The organism is Arsenicicoccus sp. UBA2120, assembly GCF_002330965.1.
Taxonomy (GTDB): Bacteria; Actinomycetota; Actinomycetes; order Actinomycetales; family Dermatophilaceae; genus Arsenicicoccus; species Arsenicicoccus bolidensis.
The window spans coordinates 10218-26624 of sequence record NZ_DCYC01000067.1; the positions used below are offsets into that span (position 1 = coordinate 10218).

General features: G+C 72.2%; 13 protein-coding genes and 2 pseudogenes. 6 read left to right on the forward strand and 9 right to left on the reverse strand.

All coding sequences use genetic code 11. The features are described from left to right. From B2P18_RS09600 to B2P18_RS09615, 4 genes and pseudogenes are all read right to left on the reverse strand, one after another. Nucleotides 1-934: exodeoxyribonuclease III (locus tag B2P18_RS09600; protein ID WP_286958485.1), on the reverse strand; the 934-nt coding region annotated here is incomplete at its 3' end. A 13-nt stretch (nucleotides 935-947) separates the two neighbouring features. Then, nucleotides 948-2351 (reverse strand): polysaccharide deacetylase, encoded by a 1404-nt coding sequence (locus B2P18_RS09605; protein ID WP_286958490.1) that lies wholly within the window; start codon nucleotides 2349-2351, stop codon nucleotides 948-950. A gap of 170 nt (nucleotides 2352-2521) precedes the next feature. After that, nucleotides 2522-3282 (reverse strand): annotated as a pseudogene (locus tag B2P18_RS09610) (3-hydroxybutyrate dehydrogenase). Between the two features lie 215 nt (nucleotides 3283-3497). Next, nucleotides 3498-4793 (reverse strand): GntP family permease, encoded by a 1296-nt coding sequence (locus B2P18_RS09615; RefSeq protein WP_286958492.1) that lies wholly within the window; start codon nucleotides 4791-4793, stop codon nucleotides 3498-3500. A gap of 195 nt (nucleotides 4794-4988) precedes the next feature. Here B2P18_RS09615 and B2P18_RS09620 point away from each other — a divergent pair, with 195 nt between their 5' ends. After that, nucleotides 4989-5390: a membrane protein gene (locus B2P18_RS09620; protein WP_029211111.1), complete on the forward strand. Its 402-nt coding sequence runs from the start codon at nucleotides 4989-4991 to the stop codon at nucleotides 5388-5390. A gap of 224 nt (nucleotides 5391-5614) precedes the next feature. Then, nucleotides 5615-7462 (forward strand): choline/carnitine O-acyltransferase, encoded by a 1848-nt coding sequence (locus B2P18_RS09625; protein WP_286958495.1) that lies wholly within the window; start codon nucleotides 5615-5617, stop codon nucleotides 7460-7462. A gap of 17 nt (nucleotides 7463-7479) precedes the next feature. Here B2P18_RS09625 and B2P18_RS09630 read toward each other — a convergent pair whose 3' ends face one another. The 5 genes from B2P18_RS09630 to B2P18_RS09650 form a co-directional block, all read right to left on the reverse strand. Continuing rightward, complete coding sequence (locus B2P18_RS09630) at nucleotides 7480-9324, reverse strand: ABC transporter ATP-binding protein (RefSeq protein WP_286958506.1); 1845 nt, start codon at nucleotides 9322-9324, stop codon at nucleotides 7480-7482. Continuing rightward, complete coding sequence (locus tag B2P18_RS09635; RefSeq protein ID WP_286958509.1) at nucleotides 9324-10205, reverse strand: ABC transporter permease; 882 nt, start codon at nucleotides 10203-10205, stop codon at nucleotides 9324-9326. The genes B2P18_RS09630 and B2P18_RS09635 overlap by 1 nt, the downstream gene beginning before the upstream one ends. Next, nucleotides 10202-11275, reverse strand: a complete 1074-nt coding sequence (locus B2P18_RS09640) for an ABC transporter permease (protein WP_286958512.1) — start codon at nucleotides 11273-11275, stop codon at nucleotides 10202-10204. Before B2P18_RS09640 ends, B2P18_RS09635 begins: the two co-directional genes overlap by 4 nt. After that, nucleotides 11275-12810, reverse strand: a complete 1536-nt coding sequence (locus B2P18_RS09645) for an ABC transporter substrate-binding protein (RefSeq protein WP_286958518.1) — start codon at nucleotides 12808-12810, stop codon at nucleotides 11275-11277. The genes B2P18_RS09640 and B2P18_RS09645 overlap by 1 nt, the downstream gene beginning before the upstream one ends. Before the next feature lie 120 nt (nucleotides 12811-12930). Further along, nucleotides 12931-13812, reverse strand: coding sequence for a peptidylprolyl isomerase (locus B2P18_RS09650; RefSeq protein ID WP_286958522.1), 882 nt, complete (start codon nucleotides 13810-13812; stop codon nucleotides 12931-12933). A gap of 333 nt (nucleotides 13813-14145) precedes the next feature. On the opposite strand from B2P18_RS09650, the gene B2P18_RS09655 reads away from it, so the two are divergent. The 4 genes and pseudogenes from B2P18_RS09655 (at nucleotide 14146) to B2P18_RS09670 (ending at nucleotide 16296) form a co-directional block, all read left to right on the forward strand. Beyond that, on the forward strand, nucleotides 14146-14319 hold the full coding sequence (locus tag B2P18_RS09655) for a hypothetical protein (RefSeq protein WP_156911228.1): 174 nt from the start codon (nucleotides 14146-14148) through the stop codon (nucleotides 14317-14319). A 15-nt stretch (nucleotides 14320-14334) separates the two neighbouring features. Continuing rightward, nucleotides 14335-14586, forward strand: a pseudogene (locus tag B2P18_RS09660) (DUF6069 family protein); the annotation flags it as partial. A 22-nt stretch (nucleotides 14587-14608) separates the two neighbouring features. After that, a complete protein-coding gene (locus tag B2P18_RS09665) occupies nucleotides 14609-15694 on the forward strand; it encodes a sensor histidine kinase (protein WP_286958527.1) in 1086 nt (361 codons plus the stop codon). Then, nucleotides 15691-16296, forward strand: coding sequence for a response regulator transcription factor (locus B2P18_RS09670; protein WP_286958534.1), 606 nt, complete (start codon nucleotides 15691-15693; stop codon nucleotides 16294-16296). The genes B2P18_RS09665 and B2P18_RS09670 overlap by 4 nt, the downstream gene beginning before the upstream one ends. The last annotated feature ends 111 nt before the right edge of the window (nucleotides 16297-16407 follow it).

Sequence of the window (16407 nt, forward strand, 5' to 3'; positions counted from 1 at the left end):
ATGTGACTACCTGGGGTAGGTCGTAGTCGACGACGACCGGGGCGTGGTCGCTGAGGCGCTCGGCCGCCGAGGCCTCGCGGTCCGTCCCGCCCGCGATCGCCGCCTTGGCGAGGCGCGGGGAGGCGAGATGGTAGTCGATGCGCCAGCCGGTGTCCCGGTCGAAGGCCCCTCCCATCCAGCTCCACCACGAGTAGGGGCCGTCCACGTCCGGGTGCAGCCGGCGCACCACGTCGACCAGCGAGCGCGGCGACAGGATCGACCCGAACCACTCGCGCTCCTCCGGCAGGAATCCCTCAGAGCGCTGGCTGGTGCGCCAGTTCTTGACGTCCAGCCGGGTGTGGGCGACGTTGAAGTCCCCCATCACGAGGAGCTCCCGGCCTTGCGCCGCGGCTGCCCGGCGGGTCGCCGTCAGGTGTCGCGCGAAGCCCCGCAGGAAGCGCATCTTGCGCTCGTACTTCGCTCCCCCGTCGGGCTTCTCGCGCATCCGGCCCGGTTGCTGCAGGTGCGCGGGCAGCCCGCCCTTGGGGAGGTAGAGGGACGCCACCGTGAGCGGCTGGTCCGCGAGATCGACCTCCACGTAACGCCCCTCGGCGGCGAACGCCTTGAGCTCCCGGGCGAGAGAGCCGGTCTCGGCGTGCTCGCGCAGCTCGACGTGGCTGTCGCCGGGTGCGCGGACGAGCACGCCCGCACCCCAGCTCCGCACGGCGGCCGGCGCCTCGCGCGTCAGCACGGCCACGCCGTTGCGCCCGGCCGTCTGGCCGGCGTCATACGTCAGGTGGTAGTCACGGAAGACGCCGTCCGGCAGGAGCGGGACGGGGCACCGGACCTCCTGCAGCGCCACGACGTCGCAGCCGCGCGCGGCGAGCCAGTCGTCGAAGCCACGACGCTGCGTGGCCCGGATCCCGTTGACGTTGAAGGAGGCGATGCGCAGCACCCGCCGATCCTAGTCAGCCGCCGGCGGTGGGTCCGCCGATGGACGGCACGGGCAGGGGCCGCTTCTTGTCGATCGTGGACCTGATGTCGAAGAACTGGGTGATCGCGGAGCGCTTGCCGTCGAGGGCACGCTGCATCGACAGCCCGTCGACGTTGACTCGCGCCTGCCGCAGGGTCGTCGGGCCGAGCTGCACCCAGCTCGGCGAGGTCCCGTCGACGCCGAAGAAGTAGTCGAACTTCTCGGTGCCGCGCAGGAAGGCGACCTTGGGGTTGGCGTCGCTGTAGGGCTTGGCGTCGGAGACGTCGGCGCCGAAGGGATAGATCATCAGGTCGGTGTCGCCGAGGATCGGGCGGACCTCACGGTCCCAGCGGCCCGCGTCGGCCTTGATCTGCCCGAGCCCGCTGCGGGTCATGTTGATGTGGCCCCAGGAGTGCGAGGCGAACTTCCAGCCGTTGGCCTTGATGGCGTCGGCGACGACCTTGGCCTTGGCCTGGGCGTCCTTGGTGGTGGGGTTCGCGCCGTACTTGCGCTCGGAGGTGCGGTAGCCGAGGACGCCGTTGTAGCCGGTCATCGCGATGGACCCCTTGTCGCCGTGGTAGGCGAAGTCCGGGTGCTCGCGCACGAAGTCGTCCAGGATCGGCACGCAGTCGTAGCTGCCCTCGACGGTCTTGCCGGACCGGTCGGTGTAGGTGTTGACGACGCGGCCGTCGTCCTTCTTGATCAGGACGTTCGCGAAGCCCTTGCCCATCATGTACTCGTAGTAGCTGAGGTCGTCGAGGGACAGCACGACGGGCTTCTTGCCGGGCGGCAGCATGATCGGCTGGAAGCGCATGACCCCGTCGGGGCCCTTCTTGGCGATGCGCTGCGGGTGCACCAGCACGAAGCCCCGCTCGTGCATCTGCTTGATCTGGGCCTTGAACTCGTCGACCGTCGCCATGTACTGGCTGAACCCGACACCCTCCGAGCCACCGGTGAAGGTCTTGGCGGGGTCCACGGACAGCGAGTGGTAGAAGAGGTGCGGGATCTTGGTGTTGTCGGCCCACCTCACGGCCTTGGCCTTGGCGGCCTGCACCTGGGCGACCTGCGCCTTGGCCTCGTCGGACCCGTCGGCGGACAGCGTCTTGAGGGCGCCGTCGTAGTCGTACTGCGCAGCCTGGACCTTGGCCTTGGCGAGCGCGTCCTGGGTGGGGGTCGGCGTCGGGGTCGAGCCCGCACCCGAGGAACCTGCAGACCCGCCCGACGTCGCGCCGTTCGCCCCGCCGGAGCGCGCGGCCTGGCCGCCGCCGTCGTTGCTCCCGGTCGTGCAGGCCGCGAGCAGGACGGCGCTGACGCCGAGCACGACGACCCCGAGCACGGATCCCCCGACCTGACGGCCGCGCCCTCGCTGCACCGTCGTTCCCTGGTCCCCCCGAGACATCCACTTCTCCCTTGCGAATCATTGGCAACTGCACTATTCGCGACGGTACCGCTTCGTAGCGTCACCGTTACGTATCTAGGACGCCCCTGACCCCTCCAAGGTTGTGAGGGGTCAGGGGCGTTCTCCTGGCGGAGGCGATCGTCTCCCCGCCCGCGGAGCCTCGGCCGGGGTCAGTGGGCGGTCCAGCCCCCGTCCAGGGCGTATGACGACCCGCTCATCGAGGCAGCGGACGGACCCGTCAAGAAGGTGACGAGGTCCGCGACCTCCGCCGGCTCGACCAGGCGCTTGACGGCGACCGGTGTCAGCATGATCTGCTCGACGACCTGGTCCTCCGGGATGCCGTGGGTCCGGGCCTGGTCGGCGATCTGCTTCTCCACCAACGGGGTCCGCACGTAGGCCGGGTTGACCGTCACGCTCGTCACGCCGTGCGCGGCGCCCTCCAGGGCCACCGTCTTGCTGAGGCCCTCCATGCCGTGCTTGGCCGTGACGTACGCCGACTTGAAGGCGCTCGCCCGCAGCCCGTGGACGCTCGACACGTTGACGACCCGGCCCCAGCCGCGGGAGTACATGTGGGGCAGGGACTGGCGGACGAGGTAGAACGGCGCGTGCAGCATGAGCCGCATGATCAGCTCGAACCGCTCGAGCGGGAACTCCTCGATCGGCGAGACGTGCTGGATGCCGGCGTTGTGGACCAGGATGTCGACGTCGTGGGGCAGGGCGGCGAGGCCGTCGAGGTCGGACAGGTCGCAGGGCACGGCCTCGACCCCCTGGACCCGCGCGGCGAGCGCCGCCAGTCCGTCGGCGTCGCGGTCCACGGCGAGGACGTGCGCCCCGCTCGCAGCGAGGCTCTCGCAACAGGCGGCGCCGATGCCGCTGGGGCGGCTCCGGTGACGAGGGCGCCGCGGCCGGTGTGGTCGATGGTCGGGCTCATCAGGTTCTCCCTGGGTCGGATCGGGCGGTGCGAGATCGGGTCGGGCGAGGTCGGGTCGGGTGGTGGGAGGCCGGATCGGGCGGGAGGAGCGGCATACGGCCGGGTGCGGCGCGGTCAGACCAGGCCGGTGGCGTAGAAGACGCCGATGACGACGAAGACGGCGACGGTCTTGATGATGGTCATGACGAAGATGTCCTTGTAGGACTCGCGGTGGGTCAGGCCGGTGACGGCGAGCAGCGTGATGACGGCGCCGTTGTGGGAAGCGTGTCCATGCCGCCGCTCGCCATCGAGGCCACGCGGTGCAGCACCTCCATGGGGATCCCGGAGGCCTGCGCGTTGGCGATGAACTGGTCGGCCATGGCGCCGAGCGCGATGCTCATCCCGCCCGACGCGGACCCGGTGATGCCGGCGAGCGCGGTCACCGAGATCGCCTCGTTGACCAGGGGGTTCGGGATCGCCTTGAAGCCCTCGGCGACCGTGAGGAAGCCGGCGAGGGAGGCGATGACGGCACCGAAGCCGTACTCGGAGGCGGTGTTCATGGTGGCCAGCAGGGACCCGCTGATGGCGGGCTTGGCGCTCTCGGCGAAGGACGTGACCACGGGCCGCCACGCGAGGACGAAGACGCTGAGGATCCCGACGAGCAGGGCCCCCTCGACGGCCCAGATGGCGGTGCTGGCGGCGACGGGGACGCTGACGGGCTTGGCCGCCCCGACCACCGCCGGGTTGAACGAGACGGACTCGCCGTAGAACCCGGGGATGACCGTGGTGAGGACCTTGTTGACGACGCCGACCAGGACCAGCGGGACGATGGCCAGCAGAGCGTGCGGCAGCCGACCGCCCTCGTATGCCGTGGGCTCGTTGCTGTGCTCCTTGCCGTAGCCCTCGCCGCGTGCTGCGGCGCGCCGGCGCTGCCACTCGAGGTACGCCATGCCGATCGCCAGCACGAACGCGCCCCCGACGAGGCCGAGCACCGGGGCGGCATACGCGTCGGTCTCGAAGAAGGTGGTGGGGATGATGTTCTGGATCTGGGGCGTGCCCGGCAGGGCGTCCATGGTGAAGGTGAACGCGCCGAGCGCGATGGTGGCGGGGATGAGCCGCTTGGGGATGTCGCTCTGGCGGAACATCTCTGCGGCGAAGGGATAGACGGCGAAGACGACGACGAACAGCGAGACGCCGCCATAGGTCAGGATCGCCCCGACCAGGACGATCGAGAGCATGGCCCGCTTGGGCCCGACGATCCGCATGACCGACGTGACGATGGCCTGGGCGAATCCCGAGGTCTCCATGAGCTTGCCGAAGATCGCTCCGAGCAGGAAGACGGGGAAGTAGTTCTTGATGAAGCCGACCATCTTGTCCATGAAGAGGCCGGTGAAGACGGGCGCCACGAGCTGCGGGTCGGTCACCAGCACCGCCGCCATGGCCGCGATGGGGGCGAAGAGGATCACGCTGTGGCCGCGGTAGGCCATGTACATGAGGAAGGCCAGGGCGGCCAGGACGATGATGAGGCTCACGCGTGCTCCGTTGCATCGGGGCGGCGTCACTGCCGCCGAAGGGCTTGTGCCGCGCCCTAGTTGGTTGACGGTGACACACTGTGACCGGGTCCACGCCCGCAGCGGGAACAACGGGGCGTGACTTTTCGTTGACGCTTCAACGAGTACGGTTCGACCCGTGACCCATCTGACCCCGCAGACCCCAGGAGACAACGCATGAGCATCGCCGCAGCCCCCGCCCGCATCGCCACCGGCCTCTTCCTGATCAACTCCGGCCTCGGCAAGCGCAACCTGCCCGAGGAGGCCGCCCAGGGCCTGCGCGACATGGGCGCCGTGGGCGTCCCGCAGCTCAAGGACGTGCCGGCCAAGCAGTTCGGTCAGGCGCTGGCCTACGGCGAGATCGCGCTCGGCGCGGCCCTGCTGCTCCCCGTCGTCCCGGGCTGGCTCGCCGGTGCGGGCCTCGGTGCGTTCAGCGCCGGCCTGCTCAACATGTACCGCCAGACCCCCGGCATGACGATCGACGGCATCCGCCCCACCCAGGAGGGCACGGGCGTGGCCAAGGACGTCTTCATGCTCGGCATCGCCGGCTCCCTGGTCGTCGACTCGATCGCCAACTGACCTGGTCCCTCGCGCCTCGCGCCCGTCGACCTGACGGCCCCCTCCACCCGGTGTGGAGGGGGCCGTCGTTCGTCCGCTGCGACAGAGTGGTCGCAGATCCGACGTCTGGGGCGCCCTGGTGTCGGGTCTGTGACCACTCTGTCGTCCGGCAGCATCGCTCCAGGGCCGTATGACGCCGCCGCCCCGCGTCTGACGGTGGCTAGGCTGACGCGCAAGGAGGGTCCATGACCGCTGCGAGCACGCCCACCCCCACGACCTCGAAGACACTGCCGGTGCCCCCGCTGCGCCAGACGCTCGACCGCTATCTCGAGACGGTGGCCGTGCTGCTGTCGCCGGAGGAGCTCGAGGTCACGCGTGGTGCGGTCGAGGCCTTCGCGTCCGGCGACGGGCCGGCCTGCCAGTCCGCCCTCGAGGCCTTCGCGGCCGAGGAGGACGCGCTCGGGCGGAGCTGGCTGTGGGAGGCCTGGCTCGAGGCCTACCACGTGACGCGGGTGGCGCTGCCGCTGTCGAGCAACGTGGGCTTCGAGCTGGCCATGCCGACGACCGGGAGCGGTCTGGACCGCGCGGCCGAGCTGGTGCACCGGATGGCCGCGGCCTACCTCGCGCACCTGCGCGGGGACGCGGGCGCCGACGTCAGCCCGCGCGGCGAGCCGTTGTGCCAGCAGCAGTGGGACCACGTCGAGGGCGGCCTCCGCGACCCGAGGCAGGGCCTGGACGTCTTCCTGCCCGGCCGCCAGGACGCCGCCGACCGCGAGGTCGTGGCCCTGTGGCGCGGGCGCGCGGTGGCGGTGGGCGTGAGCGACACCTCCGGAGAACCGTTGTCGGTCACGGCGATCCGCGCCGGGCTCGACGAGGTCGTGGCGCTGCCGGAGGCCGAGGGGCCAGGGTTCACCGCTGCGGGCTACCTCGCGGGTGACGACGCCGCCGCGATGCTGGCCGAGCTGCAGCAGGACGGCGACAACGCCCACACCTACTCGCGGCTGCGGGAGGCGTTGTTCCTCATCGCCCTCACCGACTCCTCCGCCGAGGCCTCCGAGGTCACCGGGTCCACCGAGGTCACCGCGGTCACCAAGGCCTCCAAGGCCTCCAAGGTCACTGAAGCCACCGAAGCCGCAGCGCCGGAGGACGGAGCGGACACGGCGGACCACCTGCGGCAGGTGGCGTTCGCACCCGGTCTGGCCTGGCCGTTCAAGCCGGTCACGCTGCAGGTCGACCTGGCCGACGACTTCACGGGCCTGCACCTCGAGCACAGCACCCTCGACGGGTCCACCCTCGTGGCGATCCTCGGCCGGGCCCAGGACGTGACCCTCGACCAGGGCGGCCCGCACGACGAGCCCGCGTCGACGGAGCCCCTCGCCTGGGCCCTCTCGGCCGACCAGCGCGCGGCCCTGGAGCAGGGCGTCGGCGACTACGCCCGCGAGGCGGACCGGCAGCGTGTGCGCATCCTGCGCGTGCCGGCCGGCCCGCTGCCCACCCTGCCGGTCAAGGTCTCGATGGACGCCTGCCTGCAGGCCGTCATGCTCTACGCCCAACTGCGGACCTACGGCCGGGTCCGCTCGACCTACGAGTCCGTGGACATGCGGGAGTACCAGGGCGGCCGCACCGAGTGCCTGCGCCCCAACACCAGGGCGGCCGTCGAGCTGGCGAGCGCCCTCGTCGACGGCACCGCCACCCCGGATCTCCTGCTGGCCCACCTGGACTCGCACCGCACGCAGGTCAAGCGGTGCAAGAGCGGTCAGGGGATCGACCGGCACCTCTTCGGCCTGCGGCTGATGGCGGATCGCCACGGGTATGCCGTGCCGCTGCACGACGACCCGGCATACGGCCGGCTCACCACCGACTTCCTGTCGACGACGTCGCTGGGCGACCCCTCGCGCATCGTGCGGGCGGCCTTCGCGGCGACGAGCGAGGGCGGCATCGGCATCTACTACGTGCCGCTGCCCGACCAAGGAGTCGTGGAGTTCACGCTGAGCTGGACCGACGGTGTCGCGGAGCACGTCGGCGAGCTGGAGCAGGCCCTGGCCGATGGGGTCGCGGCCCTGTGGAGCCTCCTCGAGGACGCCGCCGGCTGACGGCCGGGGCGGTCGGCTCAGTCGAACGCGTTGGCCAGCTGCGGGGTGTGGGCCAGCAGCTCGCGCGTGTAGTCCTCCTGCGGGTGGTCGAGCACCTGCGCCGTGAGCCCCTGCTCGACGACCCGGCCGTCGCTGAGCACGACGATGCGGTCGGCGATCGAGCGCACGAGGGCGAGGTCGTGCGTCACGAACAGCATGGAGATGCCGCGCTCGGCCTTGATCCGGTCGAGCAGCGCCGTGATCGAGCCCTGGATCGAGACGTCGAGGGCGGAGGTGATCTCATCGCACACCAGCACGTCCGGCTCGGCGGCGAGGGCTCGCGCGATCGCGACCCGCTGTCGCTCGCCGCCGGACAGCCGCCCCGCGCGCAGCCTCAGCAGGGAGGGATCGAGCTGGACCTGGTCGAGCAGCTCCGCCGAGCGCTCGCGGGCCGCCCGGCCACGAGCGATCCCGAAGAGCGCGAGCGGGCGGGTGAGGATCTGCTCGACCGTGCGGCGGGGGTTCAGCGACTGGTAGGGGTTCTGGAAGATGTACTGCACCCGCTTGCGCTGCTCCGGGGAGCGCCGCCGCGCCGACGCCACGAGCTGCTCGCCCTCGAGCTCGATCCGGCCGGTCCAGTCCTGGTGCAGGCCGGCGACGCACCGCGACGTGGTGGTCTTGCCGGAGCCGGACTCCCCGACCAGCGCGACGATCTCGCGGCGGGCCAGGTCGAAGCTGACGTCGTGGACGACCTGGGTGCGGCCATAGCTCACGTCCAGCCCCGCGACCTCGAGCACGATCTCGCGCTCCCGGTCGGGGACGGTGTCGCTGACCGCGCGGTCCTCGGGGTCCCACGGTGGCAGCTCGTCGACGCGGATGCAGCGCGCGACGTGGCTCTCGCCGCCCGTCCGCGAGACCTCGACGAGGGCGGGCTGGGTGGCCCGGCACGCCTCGACCGCGTGCTCGCACCGGTCGTTGAAGCGGCACCCGTCGGGCCGTCGCCCCGGTGCGGGAGCGAGGCCGGGGATGCCGCTGAGGGCATAGGGCTTGTGCAGGTGCGGTATGGCGCGCAGCAACGCCCGCGTGTAGGGGTGGGCCGGCTCGGCGAACACCGCACGCGTGGCGCCGACCTCGACGACCTGTCCGGCATACATCACCGCGACGCGGTCGGCGATGGTGGCGACCACCGACAGGTCGTGGGTGACGTAGAGCGCGGCGACGTCGAACCGGCGGCACAGCTCCCCGAGGGTGTCGAGGACCTTGCCCTGGGTCGTGACGTCGAGGCCCGTGGTGGGCTCGTCGAGGACGAGCACCGCCGGGCGCGGCAGGAAGACCATGGCCAGGGCCACCCGTTGCACCTGCCCGCCGGACAGCTGGTGGGGGTAGCGGCGCAGGAAGGCGTCGTCGGCGGGCAGCCCCACCTCGGGCAGGATCTCGCGGACGCGCTCGTCGCGCTCCTGCGGGGTCCCGATCGAGTGCAGGTCCAGCAGCTCGCGCAGCTGCTGCCCGATCCGGATGGCGGGGTTGAGCGCCGAGCTCGGGTCCTGGGGGACGTAGCCGACGTCGAGCCCGCGCACGGCCCGCACCTGCTGCCAGCTCATCGAGCGCAGGTCGTGCCCGGCGACGTCGATGCGGCCGCCGGTGATCTCGGCGCCGGTGCGGGCATAGCCCAGCAGCGCCGTGCCCGTGGTGGTCTTGCCCGAGCCGGACTCGCCGACCAGGCCGAGCACCTCGCCGGCGGACACGACGAGGTCGACGTCCTCGACCACGTCGAGCCCGCGTCCGGTGAGCCCGACGCGCAGGCCCTCGACCACGCAGACGGGGCCCTCGGGGGTGTCGGGGGTGGTGCTCGCCGCGTCTCTCGCGGGTCCGGTGCTGTCCATCACTCCCCCTTGGCGGCCCGGGCGCCCAGCGCGTCCGCGATGAGGTTGGTGCCGATGGTGAAGACCGCGATGATCAGCACCGGCGCGAGCACGCCCCAGGGCTGCACGAGCAGGCCGAGTCGGTTCTCGTTGGTCATCTGCCCCCAGTCGGCGGCGCCGGGGTCGGAGGCGAACCCGAGGAACCCGATGCCGGCGATGAGGCCGATGGAGTAGGTCAGGCGCAGCCCCGCCTCGGCGAGCAGCGGCACGGTGAGGTTGGGGCCGAGCTCGGTCGCCACGATCCGCCAGCGCTTCTCGCCGATGGCCTCCGCGGCCCCGACGAAGTCCTGGTGGACATAGGTCAGGGCGACGCCGCGCGCCACGCGCGCCACCCGGGGGAAGTGCGCGAGGCCGACGAACAGCACGATCACCCACCAGGCCGGCTGCTTGACGGCGGACAGCACGAGCAGCGCCACGAGGATCTGCGGGAACGCCAGGAGGACGTCGTTGGCCCGCATCAGCAGCTCGTCGGCCCAGCCACCCGCGTAGGCGGCGAGGACGCCATACACGACTCCCACCAGCACGCCCAGGACGGTCGCGAGGACCGAGGTGACCAGGATGGCGCGCCCGCCGTGCAGCACCCGGGACAGGACGTCCTGCCCGAGGTAGTCGGTGCCGAGGAAGGAGCCCTGGCGCGTGAACGGCCTTCCCACGATGTCGAACTCGCCGTGCGGGGCGATCCACGGGCCGCACACGCCGAGCAGCACGACGACCAGGGTCAGGATCGTCCCGATGACGACGCGGGGGTCGCGCGCCAGCCCGGCGAGACGCGACCGGGAGCGCGTGCCGGTGCCGGTCTGGCCGCCGGTGCTGGTGCTGCTGCTGCTGCTGCTGCTGCTCATGCGACCATCCCCGTCCGGGCGCGCGGCGTCAGCAGGATCGACAGGGCGTCCGCCACGAGGTTGAGCAGGACGTAGGCCGCGGCGATGAGCATCGCGAGCGCCTGCACCATCGGGTAGTCGGAGTTGCGGACCGAGTCGACGAGGGTCGCGCCGATGCCGGGGAAGTTGAAGAGGTACTCGACCAGGACGACGCCGCCGACCAGCCAGGCCAGCTGCAGCGCGGTGACCTGGACGGTGGGGACCAGGGTGTTGGGCAGGGCGTGGCGGCGCAGCACGCGGTCCTCGGGGATGCCCTTGAGCCGGGCGAGCTCGACGTAGTCCGAGTCGAGGGTCTCGACGAGGTTGGAGCGCAGGATGCGGATCAGGTAGGGGACGACGGCGACGACGAGGGTGGCCACGGGCAGGACCAGCGACGCGGGACGCTCCCAGACCATCGCCCCGGCGGGCAGGACCGTGACGGCGGGCAGGACGTGGAAGACGCTGGTGGACAGCAGCGCCACGAGCAGGATGCCCGTCACGAACTCCGGCACGCCCGCGAGCGCGAGGGTGATGACCTGCAGGACGTTGTCGACGGCGCGGCCGCGGTGCCGCGCGGCCAGGACCGCGAGACCGAGCGAGAGCGGCACCATCACGAGGGCGACCACGAGGACGAGGAAGGCGCTGTTGGCGACCTTGTCGGCGAGGAGCTGGCCGACCGGTTGCTGGCTGGCGATGCTGGTGCCGAGGTCGCCGCGGAGCAGCCCGCCGAGCCAGGTGAGGTAGCGCTCGGGCAGCGACTGGTCCAGGTGCAGCGTCTCGCGGATCTGGGCGACGCGCTCGGGGCTGACGGCATAGTCCTTGCCGAGGATCGCGCGGACCGGGTCGCCGAGGGCGGTGGTCGCGAGGAAGACGATGACCGAGACCACCCAGAGGCTGGCGAGGGCGAGCAGGACCCGGCGGACGAGCCAGCGGGTCCAGGCCCGGGCCGGCGAGCGGCGGCTCGAGGCGGCGGCGCTCTCGCTCGACGCCGACGCGGACGGGGCGGTGTGCGCGGGGCGCGGGGTGCGCGGGGTGTGCGGGGTGGCTCCCATCAGCTCCCCTTCAGCGTGATCGTGTTGAACCGGTATGCCGAGACGGGTTGCTCGCGAGCCGGCTGCAGGCCGGTGACCTGGTGGCTGTAGCCGTCGACCTGGTTGGCGAACGCCCAGATGATCAGGCCGCCCTCCTCGTGCTCGATCCGCTGCGCGTCCTGCACGAGCGTGCGGCGCCGCGCGGGATCGGTGGTGCGGCGGGCCGCGGTGATCAGCTCGGTGAACTGCGGGTGGTTGAAGTGGGTCTCGTTGTAGGCCGAGGTCTTGAGCGCGCACGCGATCGCCTGCGGGAGGTAGAGGCGGGTCGACCAGAAGTCCTGGGCGAACACCCAGGACAGGTAGCGCTCGCCATAGAAGGCGCCGGCGTCGGCCTTGGTGACGCGCACCTGGACGCCCGCCTTGGCGGCCTGCTGGACGAAGAGGTTGGCGGACTCGACGCCGCCGGTGCCGACGGCGGTGGAGGTGACCAGCTCGACCTGCAGGTCCTCCTGGCCGGCGGCCTTGAGCAGGTGCCTGGCCTGGGCGATGTCCTGGTGCCGCTGCGGCAGCGCGCCGCCGAGGTAGTCCGGGTCGAACGGGCCGTAGAGGTCGTTGCCGGGCCGCCCGAAGCCGCTCAGCGCCTGGTCGATCATCTGCTGGCGGTCCACGATGAGGCGCATCGCCTGACGGACCCGGTTGTCGGAGAACGGCTTGGCGTCGACCCGCATCGTGAACGGCACCCAGCCGCCCGTCTCGGAGACGAGGGTGTGGGCGCCCTGCCGCTCGATCGCCCCCGCGAGGTAGGCCGGGAGGTTGTCGATGGTGTGGACCTGGCCGGCGAGCAGCGCCGAGACCTTGGCGGCGTCGTCGGTGAAGTCGATGATCACGAGCGAGTCGACGCTGGCCTTGCGGTCCCAGTAGCCGTCGTGGCGAAGGAATCTCGAGCGCTGCCCCGGCACGAAGGACTCGTAGCGGAAGGGGCCCGTGCCGATCGGACGGGCCAGGTCGAAGTCCTGGGGGACGATGCCCATCGTGTAGGCCGCGAGCAGCTGGTCCATGATCCCGTAGGGCTGCTTGAGGACGAGCTGGTAGGTGCGCGGGTCGACCGCCCGGCTCGCCGCGAAGTCGATGAGCGGGGCGACGTCGCTGAGCAGGGCGGTGGGGTTCTTGGGGTCGCCCATCCGCTCGAGCGAGGCCTTGACGTCCGTGGCGGTGAGGGGCCGCCCGTCGTGGAAGGTCACCCCCTCGCGCAGGTGGAAGGTCCAGCGGGTGGCGTCGGTGTTGTGCTCCACGCTCTCGGCCAGGCACGGCTCGATGCGGTAGTCCGGGGTGAACCGCAGCAGCGGCTCGAACAGGCTGCGCACCCGCGCGATGTCCGGCATCGTCACCGGGAAGTGCGGGTCGACGGTGTCCTTGAGCCCACCGCCGGTGGCGCCGTGGATCAGCTCGGAGGTGACCGAGTCGGGGGCGGGCGAGCACGCGGCGAGGGCGGCTCCCGCGGTCAGTCCCGCGCCGAGCCGAAGCACCTCCCTGCGACTGATCGCCTTGCCTGCCATAGCCGTTCCCTCTCCTCTGAGGTCCTGCCACAGTACCGAGGGGGACGCGCGGGCGTTCGGCGGGCGCAACGCTTGGCGGATCGGGCGCGGGGCCGCGGGAGATGCCCGACGTGCTCTCCCTCAGCGGGTGGCGCCGACCCCGGTGCGCTTCTCGCGCTCGATGACCGTGGTGAGCGCCGGGGCACCGTCCTGGGGCGTGCCCTCGGTGCCGGGGTCGATCCCGCCGGCGGCGATCTGGTCGAGGACCTGCATGCCCTCCTCGGTCACGTGGCCGAAGACGGTGTAGTCCGGTCGCAGCCGCGAGCCCTCGTAGACGAGGAAGAACTGGCTGCCGTTGGTGTCCGGGCCGCCGTTGGCCATGGCGAGGGTGCCGCGGGGATAGAGCTTGCGGCTGCCGTCGGGGAAGCCCGGCCAGTTGGTCAGAGCCTGGGCCGTGGTCAGCTCGTCCTTGAACGAGTAGCCGGGGTCGCCCCAGCCCGTCCCGAGCGGGTCACCGCACTGCAGGACCGACAGCGCCGCCGGGGGCGTGTGGTAGGCCGTGAGCCGGTGGCAGGTCGTGCCGTCGTAGAACTTCTGGCGGGTGAGGAACAGGAAGCTCTGCACGGTGCAGGGGGCTCCGGCCTTGTCGAGGACCAGGGGTATGTCGCCCCGGTTGGTCTGCAGGACGACGGCGGCCTTGCCGTGGGTCTGGGCCTTCTTGGGGTCGGGCGGCAGCCCCACCCACGTGGAGTAGGTGCGGTCCTCGAGCGGGGTGAAGCCGCACGCGCCGGTCGTGGGGCCTCCGGGCGGTGCGGGCCTGGCGGCTGCCGAGGCGGTCGCCGACGAGCCGGGGGCCGGCACGGCCGTGGCGCTCGGTGCCGCGGCGAGGGCGGTGGTCGCGGCCAGCGCCACGACGGCCGCTGCGGCACGCGTCGCTCGCGCGGGTCCGGTGGATCGCGTGGACCGGGCAGACCGGGTGGCGCTGTCAGGATGGATGAACCAGGCAGAACGGATGGACGTCATCGTCGGATCCCTTCGGGGGGTGGGGGTCACGGCTGGTCGAGCCGTGGCTCGTCAATCTAGACGCCGACCGCCCGCTCGGCAGGAGATGGGTGGGCCCTGGCAGATCGGTGGGCCCTGGCAGATCGGTGCAGGTCCGGTGTCAGATCTGACGTACGACCTGCACCGGTCCTGGCGGGCCCACGCGGGCGCCTCGCGCAGCAGGTCCGCCGTGCTCGGCAGGACATCTGTCCTGCCAGGCGTGCCCCCGCCGTCCCTGCCCCCGCCCGACCCCGGCTCCTAGCGTCGATGACATGGCCTCCGACGGCCACCACCCACGACCCGCAGGAGCACCCCATGACACGCACCGCTTCGCTCGCCACCCATCCCCTCCCGTCCCGCCGCACGAGCCGCGCGCCGTGGACGGCCGACCTCGCGGGGACGGGGGCCGCGGTCGTCTGCGCGCTCGTGACCTGGGCCTGCGCCGTCCCCCTGGTCGGTGTGGACCTGACCGTCCTGACCGGCGGGTAGACCCGGCAGGTCGGCCCGCTCGACGTCGTGGTGGCCGCCGCCGTCAGCGCGGCTGCCGGGTTCCTCACGCTGCGGCTGCTCGAGCGCCTCACCCGCACGCGCCGGGCCCTGCGGATCTGGCTGGTGACCGCCACGGTCGTGGCGCTGGTCTCGCTGCTGGGCACGACCGCCGGGGTCAGCCGCGATGCGACCATGACGCTGGTCTCGCTGCACTCGGTGGTGGCGGCGGTCGTCATCGCGGCCGGCTGGCGCTCCCGGACGTGCTGAGCACCGGCGTACGGTGAGTCTCATGCGGGTGCGCAGCACCGTCACCCAGCGGCACGCCGCCGTCCTGGTGTGGGTCCCCGTGCTCCTGGCGCAGCTCGTCGTGTCGCGACCGGCGGGGTCGGCGGCCTACCTCAGCCTCGCGCTGGGCCTCGTCGCGGCGGTCACCTGCGTCACGGCGGTGCTGCTCAGCTGGCCGACCCCCACGTGGCGCTCGACGCTCGCCCTCCTCGCGCTGGCCGTCGTCGTCCTCGGATCGACGCTGGCCTGGCCGGGGTGGGAGCCCGCGTGGCTGCTGGTGGCCATGACCGCCGGAGTAGCGCTGCGGGGTCGTCACGGGCTTGTCGCCATACCGGCCTGCGCGGTCGCCGCCGGGGTGACCATGTCCCAGGTCTCGGGGGTCGACGACGCGACGGTGCCGCAGGCGTTCGTCGTCGCCCTGGCCGGCACCACCGCCGCCGCGCTGAGCCGGCTCGTGGCCACGGCCGAGGCGCTGCGGCGCACCCGCGAGCAGCTGGCCGTCAGCGCGGTCGGCGCCGAGCGGGAGCGCGTCGCGCGAGACCTGCACGACGTCCTCGGCCACACCCTGTCGCTCATGGTCGTCAAGGCCGCGGCGGTCCGTCGGCTCGCCCCGACCGACCCGGCAGCGGCCGCGAGCCACGCCGAGGGCATCGAGCGCATCGGGCGGACGGCGATGAGCCAGGTCCGCGACACCATCCACGACGCCCAGGTGCCCACCCTGGAGGAGCAGCTCGGCGCTGCCCGCGACGCCCTGTCCGCGGCCGACGTGGTGACCAGCATCCGCGTCGAGTCCCGACCGGTCGGCGTGGCCGACGAGCTGCTGGCCTGGACGCTGCGCGAGGGGGTCACCAATGTCCTGCGCCACGCCTCGGCCGACCACTGCTGGATCACCCTGGTGCGCGCCGGGGGCGCCCACCGGCTGACCGTCTGCGACGACGGCGTCGGGTCGCGTGGCCGTCCCCATGGGCAGGGCGGCCTGGAGGGCCTGCGCGTGCGCCTGGAGTCCGCCGGCGGAGGTATGACGACCCGCGGCACCCCCGAGGGGTTCACCCTCACCGCCTGGGTCCCCGACGAGCAGGGGGAGGCATGATCCGTCTCCTGCTGGCCGAGGACCAGGCGATGATGCGCAGCGCGCTGGCCCTGCTCCTGAACCTCGAGGACGACATGGAAGTGGTCGCCGAGGTGGGTGACGCCGAGTCGCTCCTCGCGGTGGCGTCCCGGTCACGCCCGGACGTCGCGCTGATCGACATCGAGCTCCCCGGGCGCAGCGGGCTCGACGTCGCAGCCGAGCTGGTGACGGTGCTGCCGGGGTGCGCGATCGTGATCGTCACGACCTTCGCCCGCCCCGGCTACGTGCAGCGCGCGATGGCGGTGGGGGCGCGGGGCTTCGTCGCCAAGGACGGGCCGGTCGAGGCGCTGGTCGACGCCATCCGCCAGGTCGTCGCCGGAGCCACGGTCATCGACCCGGAGCTCGCCCGGCACGCGCTGCGCAGCGGCGCCAGCCCCCTCACCGAGCGCGAACGGGCCGTGCTGGTGGAGGCGGAGCACGGTGGCTCGACCTCCGACATCGCCGGCCGGCTGCACCTGTCGCGGAGCACGGTGCGCAACTACCTGTCCAGCGCGATCGGCAAGACGGCGACGCGCACCAGGACCGAAGCCGCGCGCGTGGCCCGCCGCAACGGCTGGCTCTGACCGGCTCGGGCGGACACGTGGAGATGGGTGGGCCCTGGCAGTTCGGTGGGCCCTGGCAGATGGGTGAGCCCTGGCAGATCGGTGCAGGTCCGGTGTCAGATCTGACGTACG

What these genes read in the sequence shown, in the direction of transcription:
- B2P18_RS09605 (WP_286958490.1), bottom strand. Translation starts at nt 2,351, where the DNA reads ATGTCTCGGGGGGACCAGGGAACGACGGTGCAGCGAGGGCGCGGCCGT.
- B2P18_RS09620 (WP_029211111.1), top strand. Translation starts at nt 4,989, where the DNA reads ATGAGCATCGCCGCAGCCCCCGCCCGCATCGCCACCGGCCTCTTCCTG.
- B2P18_RS09625 (WP_286958495.1), top strand. Translation starts at nt 5,615, where the DNA reads ATGACCGCTGCGAGCACGCCCACCCCCACGACCTCGAAGACACTGCCG.
- B2P18_RS09630 (WP_286958506.1), bottom strand. Translation starts at nt 9,324, where the DNA reads ATGGACAGCACCGGACCCGCGAGAGACGCGGCGAGCACCACCCCCGAC.
- B2P18_RS09635 (WP_286958509.1), bottom strand. Translation starts at nt 10,205, where the DNA reads ATGAGCAGCAGCAGCAGCAGCAGCAGCACCAGCACCGGCGGCCAGACC.
- B2P18_RS09640 (WP_286958512.1), bottom strand. Translation starts at nt 11,275, where the DNA reads ATGGGAGCCACCCCGCACACCCCGCGCACCCCGCGCCCCGCGCACACC.
- B2P18_RS09645 (WP_286958518.1), bottom strand. Translation starts at nt 12,810, where the DNA reads ATGGCAGGCAAGGCGATCAGTCGCAGGGAGGTGCTTCGGCTCGGCGCG.
- B2P18_RS09650 (WP_286958522.1), bottom strand. Translation starts at nt 13,812, where the DNA reads ATGACGTCCATCCGTTCTGCCTGGTTCATCCATCCTGACAGCGCCACC.
- B2P18_RS09655 (WP_156911228.1), top strand. Translation starts at nt 14,146, where the DNA reads ATGACACGCACCGCTTCGCTCGCCACCCATCCCCTCCCGTCCCGCCGC.
- B2P18_RS09665 (WP_286958527.1), top strand. Translation starts at nt 14,609, where the DNA reads ATGCGGGTGCGCAGCACCGTCACCCAGCGGCACGCCGCCGTCCTGGTG.
- B2P18_RS09670 (WP_286958534.1), top strand. Translation starts at nt 15,691, where the DNA reads ATGATCCGTCTCCTGCTGGCCGAGGACCAGGCGATGATGCGCAGCGCG.